The sequence below is a fragment of the Komagataeibacter saccharivorans genome (assembly GCF_003207825.1).
In the GTDB taxonomy this organism is placed as follows: Bacteria; Pseudomonadota; Alphaproteobacteria; order Acetobacterales; family Acetobacteraceae; genus Komagataeibacter; species Komagataeibacter saccharivorans.
Genome location: NZ_NKTY01000001.1, coordinates 359,801 through 382,605, shown reverse-complemented (window position 1 = coordinate 382,605; position 22,805 = coordinate 359,801). Strand labels below are relative to the sequence as shown.

Below are 22,805 nucleotides of genomic sequence, written 5' to 3'. Positions count from 1 at the left end.
CTGGCGAGAGAAATTTTCCTAAAGTGCATCAGAAGCACACAGGCAGCAGTCGCCCTTGTATCTCGACCAACCAGCGTGCCCGTATAGTGTTATTGTCAGGCTTTGCTTTGCATCCTTGTGCAGATCAGAATGGATGAAAGCTTTCGAGATCCAGACGCATGACGCATCGGGTGCCTGTCGGAAAGCCATTTTCCATTTCCTCCCGTAACAGGAAGGCTAATCTGGCATTCAACGAGCTATCTGGCAGGCTTTCAAAGCCCATTCGGGCATAAAAAGGCGCATTCCAGGGAAGTTCTCGAAAAGTCGTAAGAGTCACGCTCTCCATCTGGTGCCCTTTTGCCCAGGTGCAGGCAGTGTTGAGCAGGGCTTTTCCAATTCCACGACCCTGTTCCTTCCTGAAAACCGACATCTCAAGAATATGAAGATCCTGTTCGCAAGTGCGGGCGCTAAGGAAGCCTGTCGGATGATCCTTTTCGTCTGTGGCAACCCAGCATGTTCCAGCCCTTATGCACGCAAGATGTGTTTCTTCTGGCAGGACAGCATCATCAGCGATCCAGCTTAATGGTGGTACCTGCCGGAAAAGTTGCGCGGCTGATCTTTCAATGCCTGGAAGGAAAGAGGCATCTTCAGCACATGCAGTGCGAATGACAAAAGCCACCTGTTTTTTCCTTTTGTGAGGAAATATTATCTCCCATCTTGCTCAGGCAGGTCCAGGGACATGGGCCAGTTGGCAAGCCCCTCGCGTCGATTGACCTCGATAAAGGAAGGTCTTTGCGTTACGCGCTCGATATAGGCACTGAGGTTGGGCCATGTTGTGGCCGGACGAGGCATGTTGCGTGCCCATCGCATCAGCATGATGGCCAGAAAATCTGCCGTACTGAATCGGTCGCTGACAAGATGGGACTGGCTGGATGATAGTCGCCTGTCGAGGTGATCCCACGCCGTTTCGATCCTTCGACGCGCAAGAGAACGGACAGCATCCGCCCCGATCGGTTCCCCATCCGTATCGGCATAAAACCAGTCGCGCATGGCAGGAAGCAGTGTGTTGGCAAGCTGGATCATGATTTCAAGCCAGGTTGCCCTGTCCGCAGAATCGGGAGCCGGCATCAATGCCGCCTCGGGATGACGTTCGGCCAGAAGCATCAGCAGCGCGGCCGACTCACCATGCGCAATACCATCCACGACAAGGGTTGGCACCCGACCCGCCGGGTTTAGACGACGATATGCGGCGGTCTGCTGCCCGCCCGATGTAAGATCGACCAGAACCGTTTCGAACGGTGCACCGATCTCTATGAGCATCCAATGCACCGCCATGCTCGCCGTGCCTGGAGAATAGTATAGTCTGTATGACACCGTGCTCTATCCTTTGCCCAATGTAACAGGGGAGGGCGCTGAGGGTCATTTGCTTACCGGAAATACGCGAAGGGCTGTAAATTCCCTACACCCGAGAGGGGCCTTCATCGAGACGATAAAGACACCTCGGCATTATTCCTTAAAGCGGATATGGTAATTGACAATGGATTGATGGCGTCCGACCCGGCTTGTCGTTTCATGGTCATATGATAGCGTACGGCCCGTCCTAAATTTTCAGGGAAAGCAGGATAATGGAGAACAGGCAGGCGCTTTCCGTGAAAGAAAAGATGGCCTACGGGTGTGGTGATGCTGCCTCCAACATGATGTGGGGCATGACGTCATCCTATCTGATGTATTATTATACAGATATATACGGTCTGCCGCTGATTGCCGTATCGTGGATACTGCTGGTGGCGCGTGTTGTTGATGCCTTCTGCGATCCCGTTATCGGTTATGTTGTTGACCGTCTGGGCGGCCTGATCGTGCCGCGCCTGATCCGGGTCCTTGCCATTCCTTTTGGCATAACGGGCTTCGTGTGTTTTCTGGCCCTGCCGCTTTCGCCTGGGGGAAAGGTCCTGTGGGCGGGACTGACCTATATTGTATTCGGTGCGATCTATTCATGCATCAATACGCCCTATGGTGCACTGGCCGTCATGATCAGCCGCTCCGCCACGCAGCGGGTTGGCCTGAATGCATTCCGCATGATGGGCTGTCAGGCCGGATCGCTGCTTGTGGCGCTGCTGACCATTCCCGCCATCACCTGGCTGGGTGGCGGCGAAAGTGCGGCGCAGCACCGGTATGGCATGGCCGTCTACGCGCTGGCGTTGTCGGTTCTGTGCAGTGTTTTATGGCTGTGCGTGGCGCGCGGCTGCACCGTGCGGCACCCGCCTGCGCCCGTGCGACAGGGCCTGACGGTAACGCTGCGCCATCTATGTGGAAACCGGCAATGGGTGCTGAGCAACCTGCTCGCATTCTTCTATTTCGTGGGACAGGCGGCCCTGTTCGGATTTGCCCTGTATTATTCCAGGGTCGTTCTTGGTGGCACGGAGCAACTGGGTGCCAATATCATTACCTTCATCACCGTCCTGCTGTTTGCGGCTGTGCCTGCGTGCCTTCCGCTTGCCAGACGTCTGGGGACCGTCCGCAGCGGGATCATATGCCTGATCGCACAGGGAACAGCCTATCTGGCAATGGCTGTGGCGGGTGCGTCCATGACAGGTTTTTTTCTGTCCGTAGCACTTCTGGCACTGGCTCAGGGCGTGATGTCCCCGCTGTATTACACCCTGCTGGCACAGGCTGTGGATGATGGTGATCCACGTACGTCGACCGGATCAGCGGGGCTGGCATATTCGATCAATACATGGGTTACGAAACTGGCGATGGGCCTGACCGGCTTCGTTCTGGCGCAGTTCCTGTCGCAGGGCCATTACGTTGAGAATGGAGTAACGCAGCCACCGGAACTGTCAGCGTGGATTACGGCGGGCTTTGTGTGGCTGCCGCTGGGGGCGGTGTGTATGCAGGTCTTCTGCCTGCTGGCATGGCCTGCCAAGGAATGAACATCCTGTCCGCGCTGTAATCGGATGGGCAAGGCATCTTGCCAGATTTCCGATGTCTCCCCCTGCGATTGCATACGCAGGAGGAAACATACGGCATATTACGGCATGTTGATCGCCTGACGGCCGGTCTATGCCGGAATATGTACCAGTTTCTTGTTGATGAATTCTTCTATGCCCAGCGAAGACAGTTCGCGGCCATAGCCCGAGTTCTTCACGCCACCAAATGGCAGGCCGGGCGCAGTCCAGGTCGAGCGGTTGATGAAGACCATGCCCGTTTCAATCTGCGCGGCCACACGCCTGCCGCGTTCGATATCGGTCGTGATGACGGACCCGCCAAGACCGTATGGAGAATCATTGGCCAGGTCGATGGCCGACTGTTCATCCGGCACCCGGAAAATCATGGCCACGGGTGCGAAGAATTCCTGATGGAAGGCCGGATTGTCCCTGTTGATATTATCAAGGATGGTCGCCTGCAGGAAATAGCCGGGGCGGTCAATGCGCCTGCCGCCGGTCACCACATGCGCACCGTGCGCCACGGCGGCTTCGATCTGGCCCAGCACCAGTTTCAGTGCGCTTTCACTACATAGCGGGCCGAGGGTGGTTTTTTCATCCATCGGGTCGCCTGGTACCAGGTTTTCCAATGCTGCCTTGAACCGTGCGGTAAAGGCATCGGCAATTTTTTCATGCACGATAAACCGTTTCGCTGCGACACAGCACTGCCCGGTATTGTTCATCCGGCCCCAGACCGCCCATTTGACCGCGACATCCAGATCGGCGTCATCCAGCACGATAAAGGCGTCGCTGCCGCCAAGTTCCATGGTGTTCTTCTTCAGCGCGCTTCCCGCTTCCGCCGCCACGGCCTTGCCTGCGCGCTCACTGCCGGTCAGCGCCACACCGCGCACGCGCGGGTCGGCCACGACGGTTGCCGACTGTTCATTAGTAATGAATACGTTTGAATATGTCCCCTCGGGCGCACCTGCATCGGCAAACAGTTCCTCAAACATGACCGCACATTGCGGCACGCCGGGAGCATGCTTAACGATCAGTACATTGCCCGCCATAAGGTTCGGCCCGGCAACGCGGGCAAGCTGGTAATACGGGAAATTCCACGGTTCGATACAGAATACGATGCCAATGGGCTGGCTGATGACCGTGGCCTTGCCATCATCCACCTTCAGGTCAACGGGAGCGAGGAATTTCTCAGCATTGTCGGCATAATAATCAAGGATATCGGCGCTCAGATCCACTTCGGCCTGTGCCTCGCGGAACAGCTTGCCCATTTCCACGGTAATGGGGGTTGCGAAGGCATCGCGGTTATGGCGCATGATTTCAGCGGCTTTATGCAGGATCGCGGCACGCTGGGCATAGGTTTTGCGACGCCAGTTGTTTTTGTAGGTATTGTCTGCCTTGGCGACAATACTGGCAAGTTGGGCATCCGAATGCAGGTCGAATGTCTTGAGTGTTTCTTCCGTATACGGATTTATGGACTGGTACAGCATGGTGAACAGTGGCCTCCCATTTATTTTGTCAGCCAGCTATCAGCCACCCCGACGTTCAGGGCATGATCGGCCCGCAGGCATGTGATGGTGTATCGGGATGGTGGGCTATCGGCTGTGTTTGTCTATATACGGATATATATAGACACTGACGTATGACAAAGGGATTCCCGCTCAAGATCGCGTGAAAACCCCTTTTCTGACAGTCTGTTATGCGCTGCTTTCCGGGCTTGTGCCTCACCGGGATCGCCATTGCGACGCAGTCGGGACCATTGATATTGCCTGTGCGCGACGTCACGCAGGGCGGCCTGACCATCACACACGGCATGAAGCTTTGAGTTCAGTCCGCCTTTTGTGCGTCCGATATGGCCGGGAAAAGCTTCTTTTCAAGCAGGGACGCCGCAGTCCTATGCGCTTTGAAGTGTGTCGCATCAATCATCAGACGCGCCGAACGACCAGCCTGTTCTGTCAGCGTGACGAAGATCCGGTCAAAAGACACCCAGACGGCTCCATCGGATAAAACGGTTATATAAGGTCTTGCGGGGGGCGTATTCTTTCGGGGCATCTTTCCACTGAAGGTCGTTACGGATCATATAAGATCCCGCTCAGAACCCGCCGGTCATTCACCCGCAGCACGCCATGTGCCAGAGGAAAATACGACGTAATCCCCTCCACCTGGCTCACGGATAGCAAGAACATATCCCTCACAGGCCCGTCCTCCCCGTATGCCTGTGGATCACGGAACACAGCTCAATCCAACAAAATCAATAGGTCCTGATCCCGACGTTTTTCCCATTGATCAGCAGCCACTCATACCAACTGTATTATTCTGGCAACACATTGTGACTATATCCACTCATGCATATGTCTAGGTATGGATATATATAGACAAGCCTGTCTCCGGGATGAAAAAAGAGCGCGTCTTATGTTCTTTGTTCATATCTCGGATGCACCAGATCTATGCAGCGTCGTTTCCATACCTTTTTCATCACTGGCACATCTGGTGCCTTTCTGCTGACCACTACGGCGCTGGCCGCACCGTCCGTTTCCGCGCAGTTGGACAAGACTGGCAAGCCCGTTGCCGTAAAGACGACATCCGGTGGTACATCGGCCACCGGGGCGCAGGCTACTAAAACACCGCCTGCCGGAACATCGTCTACAGCCGCTCCCATCGCCGGGATACTGGATGGTTCCAATGGCGAAACGGTAACCGTCTATGGCCACCACGCGGCAGACGGTACTGGTGCCAAATATATGAACAAGACCGTGTATCTGGGGCCGCTGGGTAACCGCGATACGCTGGATACGCCGTATTCCGTCATGGGCGTCACGCATGACGTGGTGGTGAACCAGCAACTGCGTAACATCAATGATATGGCGCAATACCTGCCATCAGTGCAGCTGGAAATCCGCGGTGATCCCAATACGTCGCGCCCGCAGTCCCGTGGTTTTGAGGCCGATGTGATCTCCAATTCCCGCCTTGATGGGCTGAACGTGGTTTCCACCACGCCTTATCCGGCGGAATGGGTTGATAACCTTCAGGTTCTCAATGGTCTGGCCGGGGCGATGTATGGACCCGAAAATCCGGCGGGTGTCTTTGAATACACACTCAAGCGCCCGACCAACCGGCGTACCGAACGGCTTTCGGTTGGCGTGGATTCCATCGGCACGCCTACGGTCAATGGCGATATTTCGGGCCGGATCGGTCGCAATGGCTGGTTTGGCTACCGCCTGAACATGCTGCACGCCAATGGTTCAGCTTACGCGCCCGGAAGCTGGATACGGCGTGAGATGGTCAGCGCCGATTTCGATATCCATATCGATTCCAAGACGGTTATCGAACTCGACGCCAGCCATTATACATATGACGAACGTGGCATGGCCCCCGGCTTTGGTATTTCCGCTGGCACGGCTGCCAATCCCACCGGCATTGGCGGGCAACTGCCCGAAGCCCCGGATCTGGGTCGGCGTATGGCGCCTGACTGGAGCGGGTACAATATGGAAACCAATACCTTCCTGGCGAAGATCAAGCACCAGATCAACAAGGACTGGAGCTTTACGCTGGGCGGACTGTATCAGGACGCCATGCGCCAGTCCTTCGGGATCAGCGATACGTTGAGCGCAACCCAGGGGTATGAAGGTTTCTACAGCTCAAAAGCTACCGCTACCACCACGGCGGATGATTTCCGCGTTGGCAGTAACATGGCGTATTTCAACGGTCGGGTTCATACCGGCCCCCTTACGCATGATCTTGTTATCGGCACCAACGGCTACATGATGGGCAATTATAATCCCACAACTGCGCTGACACCGGCGCAGAGCCTTGGAACATACAATATGTATGGGGCAGCGCCCACCAACGGTACGCAGCCTTATTACAGTGGCCGTTATAAATCGAGCAGCATTACCAGCCAGTCCTTTATCGTGGGTGACACGATGCGGATCAACAAGCACTGGTCGGTCATGGGTACGCTGGCATGGAGCTGGATCGACCAGAAGGGCGCGCTCAATGCCACGAGTCCGCTCAAGAGAACCTTCCAGGCCAACGCGACGTTCAGCCCGACCGCCAGCATCATGTACAAGCCTACCCAGAACCAGACCCTGTATTTCACATATGGGCGGTCGGCTGAAGCAGGCCCGGTCACACCAAACAGCAAATACTATACCAACACCAACATTGCGCTGCCTGTTGCCCATTCGGAAGAATACGAAGTCGGCTATAAACTGCGGTATCAGAAAATGCAGTTCAACGTGGCCGGGTTCCGCATGACCTCGCCTTACGCAATGTATGTTCCGGCGGCGAATGGCACCTGTTCAGGCGGCACGACCTGCCAGACCTATGAATATGGCGGCACGCAGCGCAACTATGGTGTGGAAGCCCAGATTTCGGGCGAGGTGCTGCCCAACCTGTCCGTTCTGGCCGGCATGACCTGGCTGGATGCGGAACTGGTCAACAGCAGGACTGCCGCCTACAACAACAAGGAGATTGTGGGGGCAGCGCCGTTGCAGGCCAACCTGCTTCTGGATTATCGCCTTCCGGCATCAATGGGCGCCTTCGCCTCGGGCTGGGCGTTCAATGCCAGTGTTCATTACATGGGCAATCGTGCGGCGAACATCACCAACACGTTGCATACCGGTTCTTACACCACGCTGGATCTGGGTACGCGCTACGCCTTCCATGTTGCCAGGTTCCCGTGGGTTGCACGCTTTGGCGTAAGCAACGCCACGAACGAACGCTACTGGGCATCTGTCTATACCGGTGCGCCCAGCGGCACGTCCGGCGCGGCCTCGACCCTGTATGCGGGACTGCCGCGCGTCTATCACTTCACGCTCTCGCTAGAGTTCTGATTTGATTATGGGGGGAGGAATGACAGGCGGAAGGTCTGTCAATCTGTTGGACTGAAGGACGCAGCGTAATTCACAGGCACTCGTGGAAGATGTGTCTGTGAATGAATGTGTTTTGGATGTTTAAGAGCCAGATGGAAGGGCATACGGTATTTTCGTCTGGCTCGCGGAGTGCTGCACCGGGCACCCCAACCGGAACAGTGACGGGGTGTACGGCGCTGGCATCTCAGGTGCCGCTCGATACCATCTCCCAGTTCAGGCCAAAGCGGCCAAGATATTTGCGCAAGCGGTCAGCGTCGTTCTGGCTGGTCTTTTCCTTCCGCGAGAGGGCAAACAGTCGCCGCCCTGCCGCGGATAGCGATGATGACTCCCGGCACGCCCGCACCACAGCAGCCAGTTGCGCCCGGTCGAACTCGTCCACATTGGTCGGGTCGGGCAGTACTTCAGCCAGTAATGCCATGTCACCATCCCGCCGCATCGCAGCCCACTGTTGCGTCAGCGCCAGGATTTCCGCCTCGACCATAGGCAGGGTTATGCGCCCGCGTTCCGCAAGGGTGCAGAGCCTGCGGGCTGAAGCCGACAGATCCCGGTAATTGCCCGACCATGGCATGGCCGGGTCACGGGCAAAGCGCAGATAGCGTGCCCTGGCATCCACATTGAAGCCGATCTTGCACCCCAGACTTCGCTCTGCTTTTTCCAGTTCATATGCCAGTTCGACTTCCATATCCTCCCGCCGTTCGCGTAGCGGCGGAAGATGGAATACCCATAACGCCAGTCGCGCCAGCAGATCAGGGCGCAAGATACCCTGCTGCGACAGTACGGACAGGTCCCGGCTGGTTGTGGCGATCAGATGAAAACGGCAGCTCTGCGCGGTATCGGACCCCACCGGATAGTAACTGCCGCGTTCCAGCGCATCGAGCAGAAGTGCCTGCTCGGCGTGGGGTAGCAGATCAATGTCATCAAGGAACAGCACTCCACCCTCTGCCTCGCTCAGGAAGCCTGCCCGCTCGGTGCCCGCAAGCCCCACGACGTTGCGCCGCTGGCCAAACAGGGCGGCCATGGCGTGCTGTCCCTGCAGTCCGGCGCAGTTTACATGGACCAGACGCCCCTTTACCCGGCGGCGCTGCAGTTTCAGTTCATGGATGCGCTGCGCCAGCGTGGTCTTGCCCACGCCAGCTTCCCCCACCAGCAGGATCGGTTCATCCGAACGGGTCACGACCTGCTCCAGCCGTTCTATTACGTTATGGAAGGCGGCATTTCTGGTCGGGATACCGCCACGCAGCATGTAGGAATGCTCACGCGCCGCCGTCTCGAAGCGGCGTTGCAGTGCATTGTAGCGGGCGAGATCAAGATCAATGATGTCAATCGTGCCGTCGGGTGCAGCCTTTCCCTCTGGTGGGCCACTCTGCAGCAGGCGGGCGGGGATGTGACGGCTTTCCGTCAGCAGAAACCAGCAGATCTGGGCGACATGCGTGCCAGTTGTCAGGTGGACGTAATAGTGCTCCCGATCCTCGTCGAAGCCGTAGGATTCCGCAAAATCATACAGCTTTCCGTAAACTTCCTGAAAATCCCATGGATTTTTCAGTTCCATGTCCACCAGCCGAACCTCGGTCCGGGGTGATAGTGCCGTGATATCGCGCGCCACCTTTTCGGCCAATCGCAGATTAAGGTGGTCATGGAGCAGTTCCAGCCGATCAACAGGAAAATCGGGGTGGGCACAGATCTGCACCGACGGTCGCCACGAGCGGCGACGCCCCTGGTCAAGGATGGTGCCGAGGAAGCCAATGACAACATTACGCATGGGTTTATATAATATGATAAAAGGATATAAATCCATATAATACTGATCGATGAAGCCATGACGAAACGCGCATAATTGTGTTTTATAACAACGACTTATAATGAAATGTCGTTTTTCTTTTTCTTCACGTTCGCATCCGGCAGAAAAGGGGGGTAACGAAGAAAGGAACAGAGTCATGGCAAACCGGTCCGTGTTTGCATCGCTGCGGGACATGTTCATGCCGCGGACCAATGTGCGTAATGCGGCAGGTGCGCCCGCCTATGATCTCGTTCCGGCGCACAGGCTCGCCCAGCTTGCCATGACAGGGACCTTTGGTGGTGGCTTTTATCAGGACGCACAGGAACAGATGCGCATTCTGGTTGAACTTGCCGAAACAGTAAGCCCGGATTTCCTTGCCCGCGCCGCCATCCACGTTCAGGAAAGGGGACATATGAAGGATACGCCGGTCCTGCTGCTGGCTGTTCTGTCCAGACGCGACCCGGTGCTGTTTGCCCGTGCGTTCCCCAAGGTGGTGCGATCCGGCCGGATGCTGCGTACCTTTGTGCAGATCATGCGTTCCGGTCAGACCGGGCGTAAATCCCTGGGGTCCCGTCCCAAGGCCATGGTGCGGGACTGGCTGAATGATGCCACTGACGAGCAGCTTCTGGCGGGCTCGGTAGGGAACGCTCCGTCATTGGCCGATATCATCCGTATGGTCCATCCGCGTCCGGGGAACCCGCAACGTGAGGCCTTCTACGCATGGCTGATTGGCAAACCTGCCGATCCATCGGCTCTGCCTTCCGTGGTGCAGGATCTGCTGGCCTTCCGTTCCGGCATATCAGATCGGGTGCCCGCCGTGCCGTTCCAGTTGCTGGACAGCCTGACGCTCTCGTCCCGGCAGTGGGGCACGGTTGCCCTTACGGCTTCATGGCAGACCCTGCGGCAGGGGCTGAACATGCTGACCCGTAACGGTGCCTTTGACGATCCGACGGTCGTGGACCATGTGGCGGCGGTGTTGCGCGATCCCGAACGGATCAGGACGGCGAAAGCCATGCCCTATCAGTTGCTCGCTACCCTTCAGGCACTGGGGCCGGAGGTGCCTGCGGCCCTGAGGGAGGCCCTGCATGACACGATGGAACGCGCGGTAGGCAATGTACCCCATCTGGGCGGGCGTGTGGTGATATGCCCTGATGTATCAGTTTCCATGCGCACGCCCGTTACGGGTTACAGGCGTGGTGCCACTACGGCGGTGCAGTGCATTGATGTCGCGGCTCTCGTAGCGGCGGCGATCAAGCGCGGCAACCCTTCCGCCCGTATCCTGCCCTTTGATGGGCGGGTGTTCGATATCGCCCTGGAGCCCCGTGATACGATCCTGACCAACGCCCGCCGTCTTGCCAAACTGGGCGGAGGGGGCACGGATTGCGCGGCCCCGCTGGCATGGCTCAATGCCCGGTATGAGACGGTGGACCTTGTTGTATTCGTCTCGGACAATGAGTCATGGGGAGGCGCATATCCTGATGAAACACCCACGGGCATGATGCGGGAGTGGACAAGACTGAAAGCCCGCAATCCTGCGGCGCGTCTGGTCTGCATCGACATCCAGCCCTATGGCACCACACAGGCGAGCGAACGGAAGGATATATTGAATATTGGCGGTTTTTCAGATATGATCTTTGAACAGATGGCCCAATTCATGTCGGGCCAAATGGAAGCTGCACATTGGGTAGGGCAGATCATGGCCCAGCCATTGTAAAAAAGACCGGCGAATGCCGGGGGGACTACAGTCACAAGGCCACTCCTACGGGAACCCTTCCCTCTTCGTCTCCCCATCCCCTTGTCGCCGGAACTTTTTCATCCCCTTTGATTACAGGGGGCAGTCCTTTGGCACCTTTGGCGTACGGGCTTAAGTGACACTCCGGCGTGTCCGCAGGTAGTAATGGGGTCTCTGTTATTCCTGATCTTTAAGGGCTTTTTCTTCTTCCTGCCGGGTGGCAAACGGCACTTCCTGCTTGTCATCGAGTTCGTTCATGCTGCCACCGGAATTGCCGAGGTTTTCTTCCAGCCACGCCTGTTCGACCGGTTGACCGTTCGGGTCCAGCGGGACAGGGGAGTCGACCGGTATCTGTCCGGCATCAGGATTGAGTTCCATCCCGATCAGTTCTGATGCTGATTCCTTGTACGCATCTGGCCCACAGGCGGGCTTTCCGTCGGCAGCCCACATTTCCCGGGCCTTTGCGGCAATGCGGGCGTCTGTTTTGGCGGAGGTTTCCAGCGGGTTTTCCATTTGTATCCTCGCAAATCTACAGGGGGCCTGTCGGAAGCAAAAAGCTGTCCGACAGGCCGGAATCAACAGGTGGTACAGATCAGAAGGCGGTTGCCCTTCCTATTCCACGGCGACAGCGGCTTCGCTTGTCAGCATACGGAACGTAAAGCTCTCCTGCAGATAAAGTTCTACCGTTTCAGCAGTATGTCCCAGATAACCGATTGAAAAATCCTGCCCGATATCAAGGGCAAGATCGCCACCACGCATGGAGACCACGAAAGCCCCTTCAATGGCGGGTGCCCAGATCAGTTTGCCGTCGATCAGGCTTTCGATGTGCTTGCGAACAGGATAACCGTCGTCATCCCCGCCGCTGACAGCCTGATAGGCCTGCGCGCCCAGGACAATGGAATAGGGGCCATTGACACCGGCAAGGCGCAGGGCATTCAGCGCATCGGCAATGACGTGCGGGTAATCCTTTGCCGATGCAGGAAGTTTCAGGCGCGCGTTTGATGTCGCCTGACGGATGCCCGAAATGCCGGCCGCAGCGTATCCGTTAAAAATGGCCCTGTCTTCGGCAAAGGCGATTTTCTGCGCCGCATCCTTGACCGGCTGCCAGTCGGAATCGAGGGAGCCGCGTTCCACCGCGTCGATTTCGTCGCGTGACAGGGTAAAGGGGACACGCAGCTCTACCAGCGGCAGGACCTCGCGCTGCAATGCCCGCACGCCCTCATCCAGCGCCGCAATCTGTTTGCCGCGCCCCGTGCCGATACCGGCAAGGGTCGTGCCCTTCGGCTCCGATGTGTCAACAACACGACGTCCGGCCAGATGGCGGCGGATGGTGCGCGTGGCTTCTTCCTCGATCTCGGACCATGCCGCGCTGGAAATGGGGGCGAGATGTCTGTGCAGGTTATTCATGTCAGATTTCCTCTTTCAATGATCCGATTCCAAGGGAACCGCCATGGGGCAGGGATGTGTCTGGCGAGGTGGTGGGTTCGGGCGAAGCGTCCGGTTCGTCTGTATTCCTGTCCGGCGCGCTATCGAGAAAGTCGCTTGCGGGAATGAAAAACAGCGTTCCGGTAACCGCCGTGCTGACATCCAGAATCCTGTCGTAATTGCCCGGCGGTTTTCCAACGAACATGTTCTGCAGCATCTGTTCGGTTCGCGCGGGGGAGCATGCATACCCGATGAAGTATGTGCCGAATTCCCCCTTGCCAATCTCGCCAAACGGCATGTTGTCGCGCAGGATCTGTAGCTGCTGCCCGTTTTCCTCAATATTGGTCAATACGTTATGGGCATAGCTGGGCTTGGCTTCATCCGCCAGTTCTATGTCCGATACTTTCCTGCGGCCGATGATGTGTTCCTGCACCTCGGTCGGGATGGCATCCCATTTTTTCAGGTCATGCAGGTATTTCTGCACGATGACATAACTGCCGCCCGCAAAGGTGGGATCTTCATCCGCGATTATTGTTGAATCAAGTGCAGCCTGCCCGGACGGATTTTCGGTCCCATCGACGAAACCGAGCAGATCGCGTTCGTCGAAATACTTGAAGCCATGCACCTCATCCGCCACCGTTGCGGCACCTTCCAGCCGGGATACGATTGCGGTGGCCAGTTCAAAGCACAGATCCATCCGTGTGGCGCGGATATGGAACAGCAGGTCGCCCGGTGTGGCGGGGGCATGATGCACGCCGTTTATTTCCATGAACGGATGCAGGTCTTTCGGGCGCGGCAGACCGAACAGCCGGTCCCACGCATCCGATCCAATGCCCGTAACGCAGCTTAACCGGCCATCGGGAATCCTGAACCCCACACCCCGCACGAGGGAGGAGAGATCCCCCAGCAGGTTTCGTATCTGGATATTGGTCGATGTGTTCCCGTTCAGGGTCATGACGAGGAATACCGCCGCCTGGGTCAGCTTCGTATCAACGGGTTGAGGTATGGCCAACGGACTGAAACTCCCTGCGGTGACGCACACATGACGATAATGGATTGCCAGCATAGGCTTATGGCAGATTGTGACAAGACGCGGCGCAAGGTAAAATAACCAGATCAATCACAAAAAGATCATCGTTATAACTTTAATGCATAATCGTATGACTGACAGTTCTGGATGGCCTGCTATCCGACTGCCTCAACCCGCCCATTTCCCATGCAGGAATGAGCGCATGCCGGAGGCTGTTGCGTCGGCTATGACATACCTGATCAAACGCATGTCCTTTGCACGCATGGGTCATGCGGGGCGGCATCCACGGCAGGGTGCCTTGAAGAATCTGGCTGGTTTCATTCTACAGGCCAACGGAAGCGAAGGCAGCAACTGAACACAATGGAGGCAGGGTAAATCCCTGATCTGCCTCGCCCGGAAATGGATGGCTTGCATCCGGAGGGAAAACGCCTTGCGTATGGAAAATTTCAGTGCTTCGTGCCGGATTTCAGAAAATGCACATCCCGTGTCATTGTTTAAGGGAAGAAAGACGTCACATCGGGCATGCGCGACGGGATCTGTAAAACGGATTTGATAAAGTACGGTTATTGTCTGGGGGGAATGTGTTTTTAAAGCAGCTTTATTACCTTCGTGAGATCGACAGGCTTCGCAGCTTTTCTAAGGCCGCGGATGTGTGCAACGTCTCGCAGCCCGCGCTTTCGCGTGCAATCCGGCAACTGGAACATGAACTCGGGGTCACTATTGTTGATCGCAGGAAGAAGGTCTTCGGTCTGACGGTGGAAGGCGTGCGTGTCATGAAATGGGCAAATGACATCCTGCGTAACGTTGCGGAGATGCGTAATGAAATTTCCCTGTCGAAAGAGGATATTGCCGGAGCCATCAAGATTGGCGTAATCCCGACTGCGGTGCATATCGTCCCGGTCCTGATGGACGCGATAAAGGAAAAGATCGGGGATTTTTCCTGTGATGTCTCTGTTCTGCCCAATGCGGAAATAATCGGGAAACTGGCCAGTAAACAACTGGATATCGGGATCATGTATTATGATCAGTGTCCGCAGGCGCAGGCCTTCATGGTAAGGGCGCTTTATACGGAACAGCAGGTTCTTGCAGGAACGTCGGCTTACGTTTTTCCTTGTCAGGATGAAATCAGTTGGGAAGAAGCCGCCACATTTCCGCTTGCGCTACTGAGCAAGGGCATGCGCTGCCGGCAACTGGTGGATATTGGATTCCAGACAGCGGGGGTGGTCCCTATCATCCGGCTGGAAACCGCATCACTTGAACTGATCCATGCCCGGATAATGTCTGGCGCACTGGCAACCATACTGCCGCTTTCTTCCTTTCCCCTGCGCGTGCCCCCAACCGGACTGCTGCAGATGCGGCGGCTTGCCGGTTTTTCACCGGGGTCAATCGGTCTGGTAAGGCTGAGCGAACATCCGCCTTCGGATTTTGTGGCACAGGTCTGGAAAGTCGGTCTGGAAACAGATTTCCGCCAGCAGATTGACAATCTGTGCTGGCCACGCCCGAATTGATGCGCAGGTCGACCCGGATCGGGACATATCGTTCGGGCGCACTGTAGCAATGGCGCCAGAGGCTATGTTCATGGTTGCGTGAAAAGGTAACACGTTCGGGATGCCACACTCTACGCCCCGGCTTACGCGTCGTGCGCCACGATGTTCTGAGCGACAGGAAGGGGGGCCTGCAGGACTTCCAGCAACCGGTTGATCAGGCGGCGTCGCGGGGCGTTGCGCTGGGACAGGAAACCGAGATTCCGGCACGGAGCAGGCGCAGGAAGCGCGATTTTTTTCAGATGCACCCCATCAGGCCAGGGCAGCGCCCAGTCCGGTACAAGGGATACGCCAGTGCCCTGATTGACGATGATGGCGATGGCATCAAGGGAATCCAGTTCCAGACGTTCATGAGGCCATATCCCGTTACGGCGTAGATATTCGTCAGCCAACCGTCCGCCCCACTGGTTACGGTCATAACGGATGAACGGATTATGCCGCAGGATCGCATGCGGGTCCGTATCGCTGACACTTTCCGAAGTGATGACAACCAATGGTTCGGAACGCAGCGTCTGCCATACACAGGTTGCTGAAATATCGAACGGCGGCTCAACAATAAAGGCCGCGTCAATAATCCCGTCCAGAACGGCATTGTGCAGCACGGATGATGAACCCGGCGTGATGTGCAGTTCGACGCCGGGGTAGCATTCGAAAAACCGTTTGAGGTAAGGCGGCAGCAACCCGTTCGCCGCACTGGATATTGCGCCCAGCTTCAGTTTGCCCACCGGGGTATCGCTGGTGGCGATGGTGCGCAGTTCCTGAATGCTGGTTATGACAGCGCGGCTCTGTTCAAGGATGGCCAGCCCGTTTTCGGTCGGGTGGACGGAACGTCCTTCGCGCTGGACTAGTGCGCAGCCGATTTCATCTTCCAGCGTGCGGATACGTTGCGCCACGGTGGCGGGTGTCAGGCGCAACTGTCGCGCCGCGCCAGCGATGGATCCCTGTTCAACCACAATCAGGAAACTTTCGAGGAAGCGGGTATCCATGGATTGATTCTCTATTACTGTATCAGAAAAATATCGGAAGGTTGCGTCTGTCCAGCGTGCTGCAAAGTATTGGCTGGTATTTACATCTGCCCGCGGGCGGCCTGTTGCTTATGTTTTTCGGGATTGCAGCAGGGGTTCCATCTGCCGGATGAGCGTCGCATGCGGGGATGCGTGCTGCCACAGGATGCCGATATGACGCAGGAGTGGGGGCGTGGACACGGGCACCTTCCGGATTTTCAGCCCTTCGGGCCAGGGCGGCAGCCAGTCCGGCACCAGCGATACGCCAACCTTCTCGCTTACCATCAGGGCAATGGCTTCAAGGGAATCCAGTTCAAGCTGCTGGGTCGGGAAAATCCGGTTTTCGCGCAGGAACGCATCCGCCACCCTGCCGCCCCACTGGGTCCGGTCATAGCGAAGGAACATGTTTTCCTTCAGGATCTTTAACGGGTTCGTTTCCGTGCAGCTTTCGGGCACCAGCACGATCAGCGGTTCCGACAGCAGCCTTTTCCAGCCGCAGGTTTTCGGAATGGAAAAGGGCGGTTCCACAATCAGCGCCCCGTCAAGCTGACCTTCAACCACATCATGATACAGCTTTATGGATTGTCCCGGTGTCACGTGCAGGTCGATTTTGGGGTAATCCACAAAGAACTGTCGCAGCATGAAAGGCAGGATGCCGGTCATCGCGGTCGAGATCGCGCCGATTTTCAGTTCACCCGCGAACTCGTTATGTGTTGCGATGGCCTTCAGGTCTTCCACGCCGCGTATAAGCAGGCGGCTTTTTTCAATAATGCCCAGCCCCGCCGCCGTTGGCGTGACGCTGCGTCCCGCGCGGACCAGAAGCGGCTGCCTGATTTCATCTTCCAGCGCCTTGATGCGTTGGGCAACCGCAGCGGGGGTCAGTCCCAGATGGCGTGCCGCATCCGCTATGGAACCCCGTTCCACTATGGCAAGAAAGCTTTCCAGAAAACGCGTATCCATGGGCGGTATCTTTCCTTCCGGTAGCGGGCGCACGCCCTGAGTTATGGGAACAGGCGGCGTCAGTCCTGCAACCCGGCCTGAACGGGCGGATGCGTATCGGGGGGAATGGGGCACGTATAGGGCTGTTCAGCAAGGCGGGTGGCATGGTCTTCGCGTGCCTGCGCCAACAGTTCGGGTGACAGGAAAAGCTGTGTTGCCGTAAGCGCCATCGCCCGGGCGACATGGATCATTCCCGTATGCGCGATGGACGATTTGCCCTGCGCCGTCATCTGCCATGAATGGAGCGGCGTGCCGATGGCGCAGGTGGCCCCCAGCGCCTGCACGGTCGGGACTGTCCAACTGACATCGCCGACATCTGTTGAACCGAGGGAAAATATCCCATCGGATGGCAGAATGAAATCGGTCAGGGCAATATCGCGGCGGCGGCGGCCAATCTGGCGAAAGGCTGCGTCAATTTCATCAGACGAAAGGGTTGCCTGAATTTCCCTGGCAAAAACATTGTCCGCTTCGCTGAAACGGGGCGGTCCGATTTCCATGAAGCTTTCATGCAGGATTTTTTCCAGCGGCGGGCAGGGCAGAAGATTGGCCACGCCCGCAGTCACATGGCTGGTAACCGTTGTGCCCGTCATCAGGGCGGCGCCCTCGGCTACCTGCTTTACCCGTTCGGTCAGGGGGGACAGGTCCGCCAGTGCTTCCGTCCGCACGGAATAGCGCACCACGGCCCGGGACTGGACAACATTGGGCGCACTGCCGCCTGCATCGACATAGGCATAATGGATACGCGACGTGGGCAGCATGTGTTCGCGCAGGTAGTTCACGCCAACATTCATGAGTTCAACCGCATCAAGGGCCGAACGGCCCAGATGCGGGCTGGCTGCGGCATGCGCGGAACGACCACTGAAGGTGAAGTCCATGCGCATGTTTGCAAGGGACGAAGGCGGTAATACACCGCAAAAGGCGGTCGGGTGCCACGAAATGGCGGCATCCACATCCTTGAAGGCCCCGGCCCGGACCATGAAGCCCTTGCCCGCCCCGCCTTCTTCCGCCGGGCAGCCGTAATATCGCACCCGCCCCGGCATCCCGCTGGCGCGCAGCCACCGCGCAACGGCTGCGGCGGCAAGAAGCGATGCCGCCCCCAGCAGGTTATGCCCGCATCCATGACCGTTGGCAGATGTCGTGACAGGGCGACAGATACCAGCCTGTGCCGCAAGGCCGGGCAGGGCGTCATATTCACCCAGAAAGGCGATAACGGGGCCTGCTGTTCCGCTTTCACCCATTACGGCGGTGGGAATGCCAGCGACATGCGGTGTCACGGTAAATCCCTGTTCGTGCAGCATCGCGGTATGCAGTCCGCAGGAGCGCCGTTCCTCGTAACAGAGTTCAGGCGTATCCCACACGGCATCCCCCAGCGCGATGGCGGCGGGTGCGAGCGCATCCACATGAGTGCCGATATCTTCGAGGTTACGCATTTCCATGGGGCATGATCCGCAGAAGGGGAAAGGAGGGCTGCCTGCGCAGCCTGAATGTTACTTTATAATAATGTAAATCAGGTGGATGGCCATGCGAGCTTATGCGACATTGGGGCTGAAAAGAAGGTTTTTATGATGGTTTGGGAGGGAAGAAAAAGGGTCTGATTATTGATATTTAGCAGATTTTTGCGGGTTGCAGGGTATATGAAAATGTTATTGCATAGTTTTAATATCTTTTGAACCAAGAACTAATAGCTATTTGTCGCTGAAAAGTTATGTTCTGAATATGCAACATAGTGGTTCCGATCTGGTCGCCCCGGTCGGTGATATGGAGCAGGAGTTCAGAATGTTTGCGGTCCAGCATATGCGACACAAATCCGTCATGGGGCATGCCTTTCGCAGTTTCCTGATGTTGTCCGTCTATACGGGTGGCCTGCCCGCGGGTGTCGCGCTGGCTGCAACCGTAACGGATGAAAAACAGCGCAGGACGCCAGTCGTTGCGCATCATGCCGCATCAACCCCGCAGGCCCATGACCACCACGCGGCCCCCGAAGTGATCAGTGTTACCCGCACGCGCCGCCCCTTCAGCGCGGACCAGCACCGGGCGGGCAATACCACCAACCTGACCGCCGAAGAACTTGTGACGCACCACGTCACGACCGTCGAGGATATCCAGAATCTGGTGCCCAACCTGACCATCCAGACGGAGGGTGGTTCCAACGTGCCGGATTATTACCTGCGCGGTATCGGCATGCAGGATTATACCCAGAACAACATGTCATCCGTCATGACGTATTTTGATGGCGTGCCCTACACCATCACGGCCATGAGCTCGGGGCAGATGTTCGATGTGGCGTCAGTTGGCGTGGACCCCGGCCCGGTCGGTTTCGAGCATGGTATAGCCGATACCGGGGGCGAAGTCCGGATCACCACCAATGATCCGACCAAAACCCTGCATTATGGCGTGTCAGAGGATATCGCCAGCTACGCACGCAGCAAGACCAACTTCTACGTATCGGGGCCCATCACGAAGCGGCTGCAGTTCCGCATCGCGGGGCAGATGCTCGAAGGTGGCGCGTTCCGTTACAACCGCGTCAATGGGGAATCGCTGGGGCGCGCCAATGAAGGCGCGCTGCGTGCCAAGCTGGCCTGGCAGCCGGATGACAAAACGAACATCAAGCTGACGGGTAACTGGTCGCAGGATTCATCCGAAGCGGATGCGGGCTTCATTCTTGGCGACAACAGCAACATCCTGCCGCGCGATCGCGATATCTATGCCACGGGGTGGAGCCTGAACCCGCAATACGCCAAGATTCTGGGGATCTCGCCCAACAGCAAGCCGTCCTATAACGACATGCAGTGGGGCATCAACCTGGATATGGAGCGGGATCTGGGCTGGGCCAGACTGACCACCATATCGTCCTTCCAGCAGCAGCAGCGCCACGAATACATCGACCGCGATGCGGAAGCTTACCGTTCGGGTGACAGTTACCTGACGGGCAGCACGAATGTGTTCTCACAGGAAATACGCCTGTCGGGCCGCGTGCTGGATGACCGTCTGCAGTGGGTGACGGGCATGTATTACAACCGCGTGCGCGCATCGGGCGAAAACTGGTTCGACTATACCGACCGTTCGGGAAAGTACTATTTCCAGAATAGTGCGCACGTTCAGCCGCAGCAGGATTTCGCGCAGTTCGTGAACCTGACCTACAGCCTGACGCACAAGCTGCGCCTTACCTTCGGGCTGGAACACCAGACCGACGACCGCCAGTTCCTGGATGATGCCGTCTACCGCTACAATCCCGTGACGCTGGCCCGGACCTACAGTCAGGTCTTTGGCAATCATGGCACGCTGACAAACCAGTTTTCGGGCAAGGTCGGGATCAACTATCAGGTCCAGCCCAATGTAATGCTGTATGCCGATATCCGTCGTGGCGTGAAGCCCGGTGGCTTTACGGCCAATACGACGCTGACCGAACAGCAGGCCGCAGGCTTCAAGCCCGAATGGCTGATGGCTTACGAAGTGGGCTTCAAGAGCGAATTCTTCAATCACCGCCTGCGCATCAATGGTGCCGCGTTCTGGGATTCCTATCATGACCAGCAGTATTTCTCGTATATTCTGGTTCCCAACTGGGGCACGGTCGGTTCCTATGTAAACGTGCCGCGTTCGCATATTTTCGGCACGGAACTGTCGATCAGCGCCCATCCCGTCCGTGGCCTGACACTGTCGCAGAATGTTGGCTACCAGCGCGGCACCTATGATGATTTCCAGGTGCTGAATGTTCAGGCGGTCAGCGCCTACTATGCGCGCACCGGCACGTGGAAGTCCTTTACGGACAGCTATAACGGCGCGGATATGGGTATTCCCAAGCTGACCCTGAACGGAACCGTTTCCTACGAAACGCGGCCTGTATTCGGCAAATATACCGTTACGATGGAAGGCGATTATTCCTACCGTGGCGCGCAGGATACCGTGCCGCGTGGCACCGGGGCCTATCTGCTGCCGTCCTACTTCCTGATGAACGGCAGCGTGACGTTCAAGCCGGTCAGGGGGCCGTGGTCGGTCACTGCCTATGCCACGAACATTCTCAACCGTGACTACATTGTCAGCCGCACGCTGGCGACAACGGTGAACATGGGTATTTCCGGACAGCCGCGCTTTGTCGGCGGGCGTTTCGCCTACAATTTCTGACCGGAATACTTCTGCATCATTTGAAACAGGTCCTCTGTCCGCGCCCCGGTGCGGACAGGCGGCACGATGGGGTGGGACAATGAAAGATATCCAGACAAGACTGTATCATCGTCTCAACTGGCGCATCATGTCGTGGATTATCGTGATCTACCTGATGGACAGCATAGACCGGACAAATCTGGGCTTCGCCCGGACCCATATCTCGCACGATGTGGGGCTGGATGCGACGCAGTTCGGATTTGCCGCCGGTATTTTCTTTATCGGTCTGGTGCTGTTCGAAATTCCCATAAGCCTGTGGGCGTCGAAGGTCGGCGCACCGCGGACATTTGCCCGTATCATGGTGCTGTGGGGCATGACCTCGGCGGCGACCGGCTTTATCCATAGCCGCGAGAGTTTCTATATCCTGCGCTTCCTGCTGGGGGTATTTGAAGCCGGGTTTGCGCCCACCTGCACTTATTATCTGGCGCGCTGGTATCCTGAAAACCGGATGTCGGGCGTCATTTTCTGGCACCAGCTTTCCCTGCCGCTGGCTGGAATCCTGATTGGTCCCGTATCGGGATGGCTGCTGTCGCATTTCGATCAGGTCGGCGGTCTGGCGGGCTGGCGGTGGATGTTCGTGATGGAAGGGCTGCCTTCCGTCCTGCTGGGCATCGTCATCGTGTTTGTCCTGCCCCGCACGCCGATGGATGCAAAATGGCTTTCCGCGGGGGAACGCCAGATCATCGAAGGCTGGAGTGTCCGGCGCAACGTGCGGCATGTCGCCTTTTCCGCCGTGATCCGCGATCCGGCGATCTATCTTCTGTCGCTGGGGTTCTTCGCCCTGATGGCAGGCATGTACATGCTTAATTTCTGGCTGCCATCCCTCATTCATGAAGCCGGGGTGCATTCGCCCATGGCGGTGGGGCTGTATTCGTCCTTTCCGTATGTCGTGTCCGTCGCCTCCATGGCGTACTGGAGCGCGCGTTCTGACAGGAAGAAGGAACGCAGTTTTCACTGCTATGCTCCGGCCCTGCTGGCCAGTGCGTGCTTTGTGCTGACAACGGTCGTGCCGAATGTCTTTGCGCTCCAGCTTGTCATTCTGGCCGGTGCGACGGCGGGCATCTATGCCTCCTACGTCGTGTTCTGGGCGCTGGCCGCCAACGTATTCCAGGGCAGTGCCGCGACCGGCGGTTTCGCCCTGATCAACGCCATCGGGCTGTGGGGCGGTTTTATCAGCCCCATGGCCGTGGGCAAACTGACCACCCTTACGGGAACCCTGTCCGCCGGCATGGTGTGCATGGGGATTACGGTCGCCCTTGGTGCGGCCATCCTGTGGTCTGTCACCCGGACCCTTACGCGGGGCGATGTCCGCTCTGACATGCCTGCCGAAATTGTCTAATT

Annotated in this window: 18 protein-coding genes; 6 read left to right on the top strand and 12 right to left on the bottom strand. The window is 57.3% G+C overall.

Annotated features, from left to right (window positions below; translation table 11 throughout):
• Positions 1–124: 124 nt before the first annotated feature.
• Both CFR79_RS01760 and CFR79_RS01755 read right to left on the bottom strand, forming a co-directional pair.
• Positions 125–658, bottom strand: coding sequence for a GNAT family N-acetyltransferase (locus CFR79_RS01760; RefSeq protein ID WP_110546719.1), 534 nt, complete (start codon positions 656–658; stop codon positions 125–127).
• Positions 659–684: 26 nt separating this feature from the next.
• A complete protein-coding gene (locus CFR79_RS01755; protein WP_110546717.1) occupies positions 685–1,353 on the bottom strand; it encodes a glutathione S-transferase family protein in 669 nt (222 codons plus the stop codon).
• Positions 1,354–1,604: 251 nt separating this feature from the next.
• Between CFR79_RS01755 and CFR79_RS01750 the strand changes: the two genes are divergently transcribed.
• Complete coding sequence (locus CFR79_RS01750; RefSeq protein ID WP_110546715.1) at positions 1,605–2,909, top strand: MFS transporter; 1,305 nt, start codon at positions 1,605–1,607, stop codon at positions 2,907–2,909.
• A gap of 128 nt (positions 2,910–3,037) precedes the next feature.
• Here CFR79_RS01750 and CFR79_RS01745 read toward each other — a convergent pair whose 3' ends face one another.
• The 3 genes from CFR79_RS01745 to CFR79_RS16370 form a co-directional block, all read right to left on the bottom strand.
• On the bottom strand, positions 3,038–4,408 hold the full coding sequence (locus CFR79_RS01745) for an NAD-dependent succinate-semialdehyde dehydrogenase (RefSeq protein ID WP_110546713.1): 1,371 nt from the start codon (positions 4,406–4,408) through the stop codon (positions 3,038–3,040).
• A 337-nt stretch (positions 4,409–4,745) separates the two neighbouring features.
• Complete coding sequence (locus CFR79_RS16000; protein ID WP_220030198.1) at positions 4,746–4,904, bottom strand: hypothetical protein; 159 nt, start codon at positions 4,902–4,904, stop codon at positions 4,746–4,748.
• Positions 4,894–4,998 (bottom strand): transposase, encoded by a 105-nt coding sequence (locus CFR79_RS16370; RefSeq protein ID WP_110546711.1) that lies wholly within the window; start codon positions 4,996–4,998, stop codon positions 4,894–4,896. The genes CFR79_RS16000 and CFR79_RS16370 overlap by 11 nt, the downstream gene beginning before the upstream one ends.
• A 367-nt stretch (positions 4,999–5,365) precedes the next feature.
• On the opposite strand from CFR79_RS16370, the gene CFR79_RS01730 reads away from it, so the two are divergent.
• A complete protein-coding gene (locus tag CFR79_RS01730; protein ID WP_102323059.1) occupies positions 5,366–7,753 on the top strand; it encodes a TonB-dependent siderophore receptor in 2,388 nt (795 codons plus the stop codon).
• 223 nt (positions 7,754–7,976) lie between these two features.
• On the opposite strand, the gene CFR79_RS01725 is transcribed toward CFR79_RS01730, so the two are convergent.
• On the bottom strand, positions 7,977–9,551 hold the full coding sequence (locus CFR79_RS01725) for an RNA repair transcriptional activator RtcR family protein (protein WP_110546761.1): 1,575 nt from the start codon (positions 9,549–9,551) through the stop codon (positions 7,977–7,979).
• Positions 9,552–9,726: 175 nt separating this feature from the next.
• Here CFR79_RS01725 and CFR79_RS01720 point away from each other — a divergent pair, with 175 nt between their 5' ends.
• Entirely contained in the window at positions 9,727–11,283 is a 1,557-nt protein-coding gene (locus CFR79_RS01720) for a vWA domain-containing protein (protein ID WP_110546709.1), read from the top strand.
• Positions 11,284–11,478: 195 nt separating this feature from the next.
• Here CFR79_RS01720 and CFR79_RS01715 read toward each other — a convergent pair whose 3' ends face one another.
• The 3 genes from CFR79_RS01715 to CFR79_RS01705 all read right to left on the bottom strand — a co-directional run bounded on the left by CFR79_RS01715 (position 11,479) and on the right by CFR79_RS01705 (position 13,738).
• Positions 11,479–11,814, bottom strand: coding sequence for a hypothetical protein (locus CFR79_RS01715; RefSeq protein ID WP_110546707.1), 336 nt, complete (start codon positions 11,812–11,814; stop codon positions 11,479–11,481).
• A 99-nt stretch (positions 11,815–11,913) separates the two neighbouring features.
• A complete protein-coding gene (locus tag CFR79_RS01710) occupies positions 11,914–12,708 on the bottom strand; it encodes a family 1 encapsulin nanocompartment shell protein (RefSeq protein ID WP_102323062.1) in 795 nt (264 codons plus the stop codon).
• A gap of 1 nt (position 12,709) precedes the next feature.
• Positions 12,710–13,738: a Dyp-type peroxidase gene (locus tag CFR79_RS01705; protein WP_110546705.1), complete on the bottom strand. Its 1,029-nt coding sequence runs from the start codon at positions 13,736–13,738 to the stop codon at positions 12,710–12,712.
• Between the two features lie 599 nt (positions 13,739–14,337).
• Here CFR79_RS01705 and CFR79_RS01700 point away from each other — a divergent pair.
• Complete coding sequence (locus tag CFR79_RS01700) at positions 14,338–15,264, top strand: LysR family transcriptional regulator (protein ID WP_110546703.1); 927 nt, start codon at positions 14,338–14,340, stop codon at positions 15,262–15,264.
• A 122-nt stretch (positions 15,265–15,386) separates the two neighbouring features.
• On the opposite strand, the gene CFR79_RS01695 is transcribed toward CFR79_RS01700, so the two are convergent.
• From CFR79_RS01695 to CFR79_RS01685, 3 genes are all read right to left on the bottom strand, one after another.
• On the bottom strand, positions 15,387–16,286 hold the full coding sequence (locus CFR79_RS01695; protein WP_110546701.1) for a LysR family transcriptional regulator: 900 nt from the start codon (positions 16,284–16,286) through the stop codon (positions 15,387–15,389).
• A gap of 108 nt (positions 16,287–16,394) precedes the next feature.
• On the bottom strand, positions 16,395–17,264 hold the full coding sequence (locus CFR79_RS01690) for a LysR family transcriptional regulator (RefSeq protein ID WP_102323066.1): 870 nt from the start codon (positions 17,262–17,264) through the stop codon (positions 16,395–16,397).
• Positions 17,265–17,323: 59 nt separating this feature from the next.
• Positions 17,324–18,739: an amidohydrolase gene (locus CFR79_RS01685; protein WP_306310066.1), complete on the bottom strand. Its 1,416-nt coding sequence runs from the start codon at positions 18,737–18,739 to the stop codon at positions 17,324–17,326.
• Between the two features lie 340 nt (positions 18,740–19,079).
• Between CFR79_RS01685 and CFR79_RS01680 the strand changes: the two genes are divergently transcribed.
• Both CFR79_RS01680 and CFR79_RS01675 read left to right on the top strand, forming a co-directional pair.
• Complete coding sequence (locus tag CFR79_RS01680; RefSeq protein WP_180967438.1) at positions 19,080–21,425, top strand: TonB-dependent receptor; 2,346 nt, start codon at positions 19,080–19,082, stop codon at positions 21,423–21,425.
• Between the two features lie 79 nt (positions 21,426–21,504).
• Positions 21,505–22,803, top strand: coding sequence for an MFS transporter (locus tag CFR79_RS01675; protein WP_102323068.1), 1,299 nt, complete (start codon positions 21,505–21,507; stop codon positions 22,801–22,803).
• Positions 22,804–22,805 lie beyond the last annotated feature (2 nt).

Coding starts and splice junctions, on each gene's coding strand:
- CFR79_RS01680 (WP_180967438.1), top strand. CDS start 19,080: ATGTTTGCGGTCCAGCATATGCGACACAAATCCGTCATGGGGCATGCC.
- CFR79_RS01720 (WP_110546709.1), top strand. CDS start 9,727: ATGGCAAACCGGTCCGTGTTTGCATCGCTGCGGGACATGTTCATGCCG.
- CFR79_RS01715 (WP_110546707.1), bottom strand. CDS start 11,814: ATGGAAAACCCGCTGGAAACCTCCGCCAAAACAGACGCCCGCATTGCC.
- CFR79_RS01725 (WP_110546761.1), bottom strand. CDS start 9,551: ATGCGTAATGTTGTCATTGGCTTCCTCGGCACCATCCTTGACCAGGGG.
- CFR79_RS01695 (WP_110546701.1), bottom strand. CDS start 16,286: ATGGATACCCGCTTCCTCGAAAGTTTCCTGATTGTGGTTGAACAGGGA.
- CFR79_RS01685 (WP_306310066.1), bottom strand. CDS start 18,739: ATGGAAATGCGTAACCTCGAAGATATCGGCACTCATGTGGATGCGCTC.
- CFR79_RS01675 (WP_102323068.1), top strand. CDS start 21,505: ATGAAAGATATCCAGACAAGACTGTATCATCGTCTCAACTGGCGCATC.
- CFR79_RS01710 (WP_102323062.1), bottom strand. CDS start 12,708: ATGAATAACCTGCACAGACATCTCGCCCCCATTTCCAGCGCGGCATGG.
- CFR79_RS01690 (WP_102323066.1), bottom strand. CDS start 17,264: ATGGATACGCGTTTTCTGGAAAGCTTTCTTGCCATAGTGGAACGGGGT.
- CFR79_RS16370 (WP_110546711.1), bottom strand. CDS start 4,998: ATGATCCGTAACGACCTTCAGTGGAAAGATGCCCCGAAAGAATACGCC.
- CFR79_RS01750 (WP_110546715.1), top strand. CDS start 1,605: ATGGAGAACAGGCAGGCGCTTTCCGTGAAAGAAAAGATGGCCTACGGG.
- CFR79_RS01745 (WP_110546713.1), bottom strand. CDS start 4,408: ATGCTGTACCAGTCCATAAATCCGTATACGGAAGAAACACTCAAGACA.
- CFR79_RS01730 (WP_102323059.1), top strand. CDS start 5,366: ATGCAGCGTCGTTTCCATACCTTTTTCATCACTGGCACATCTGGTGCC.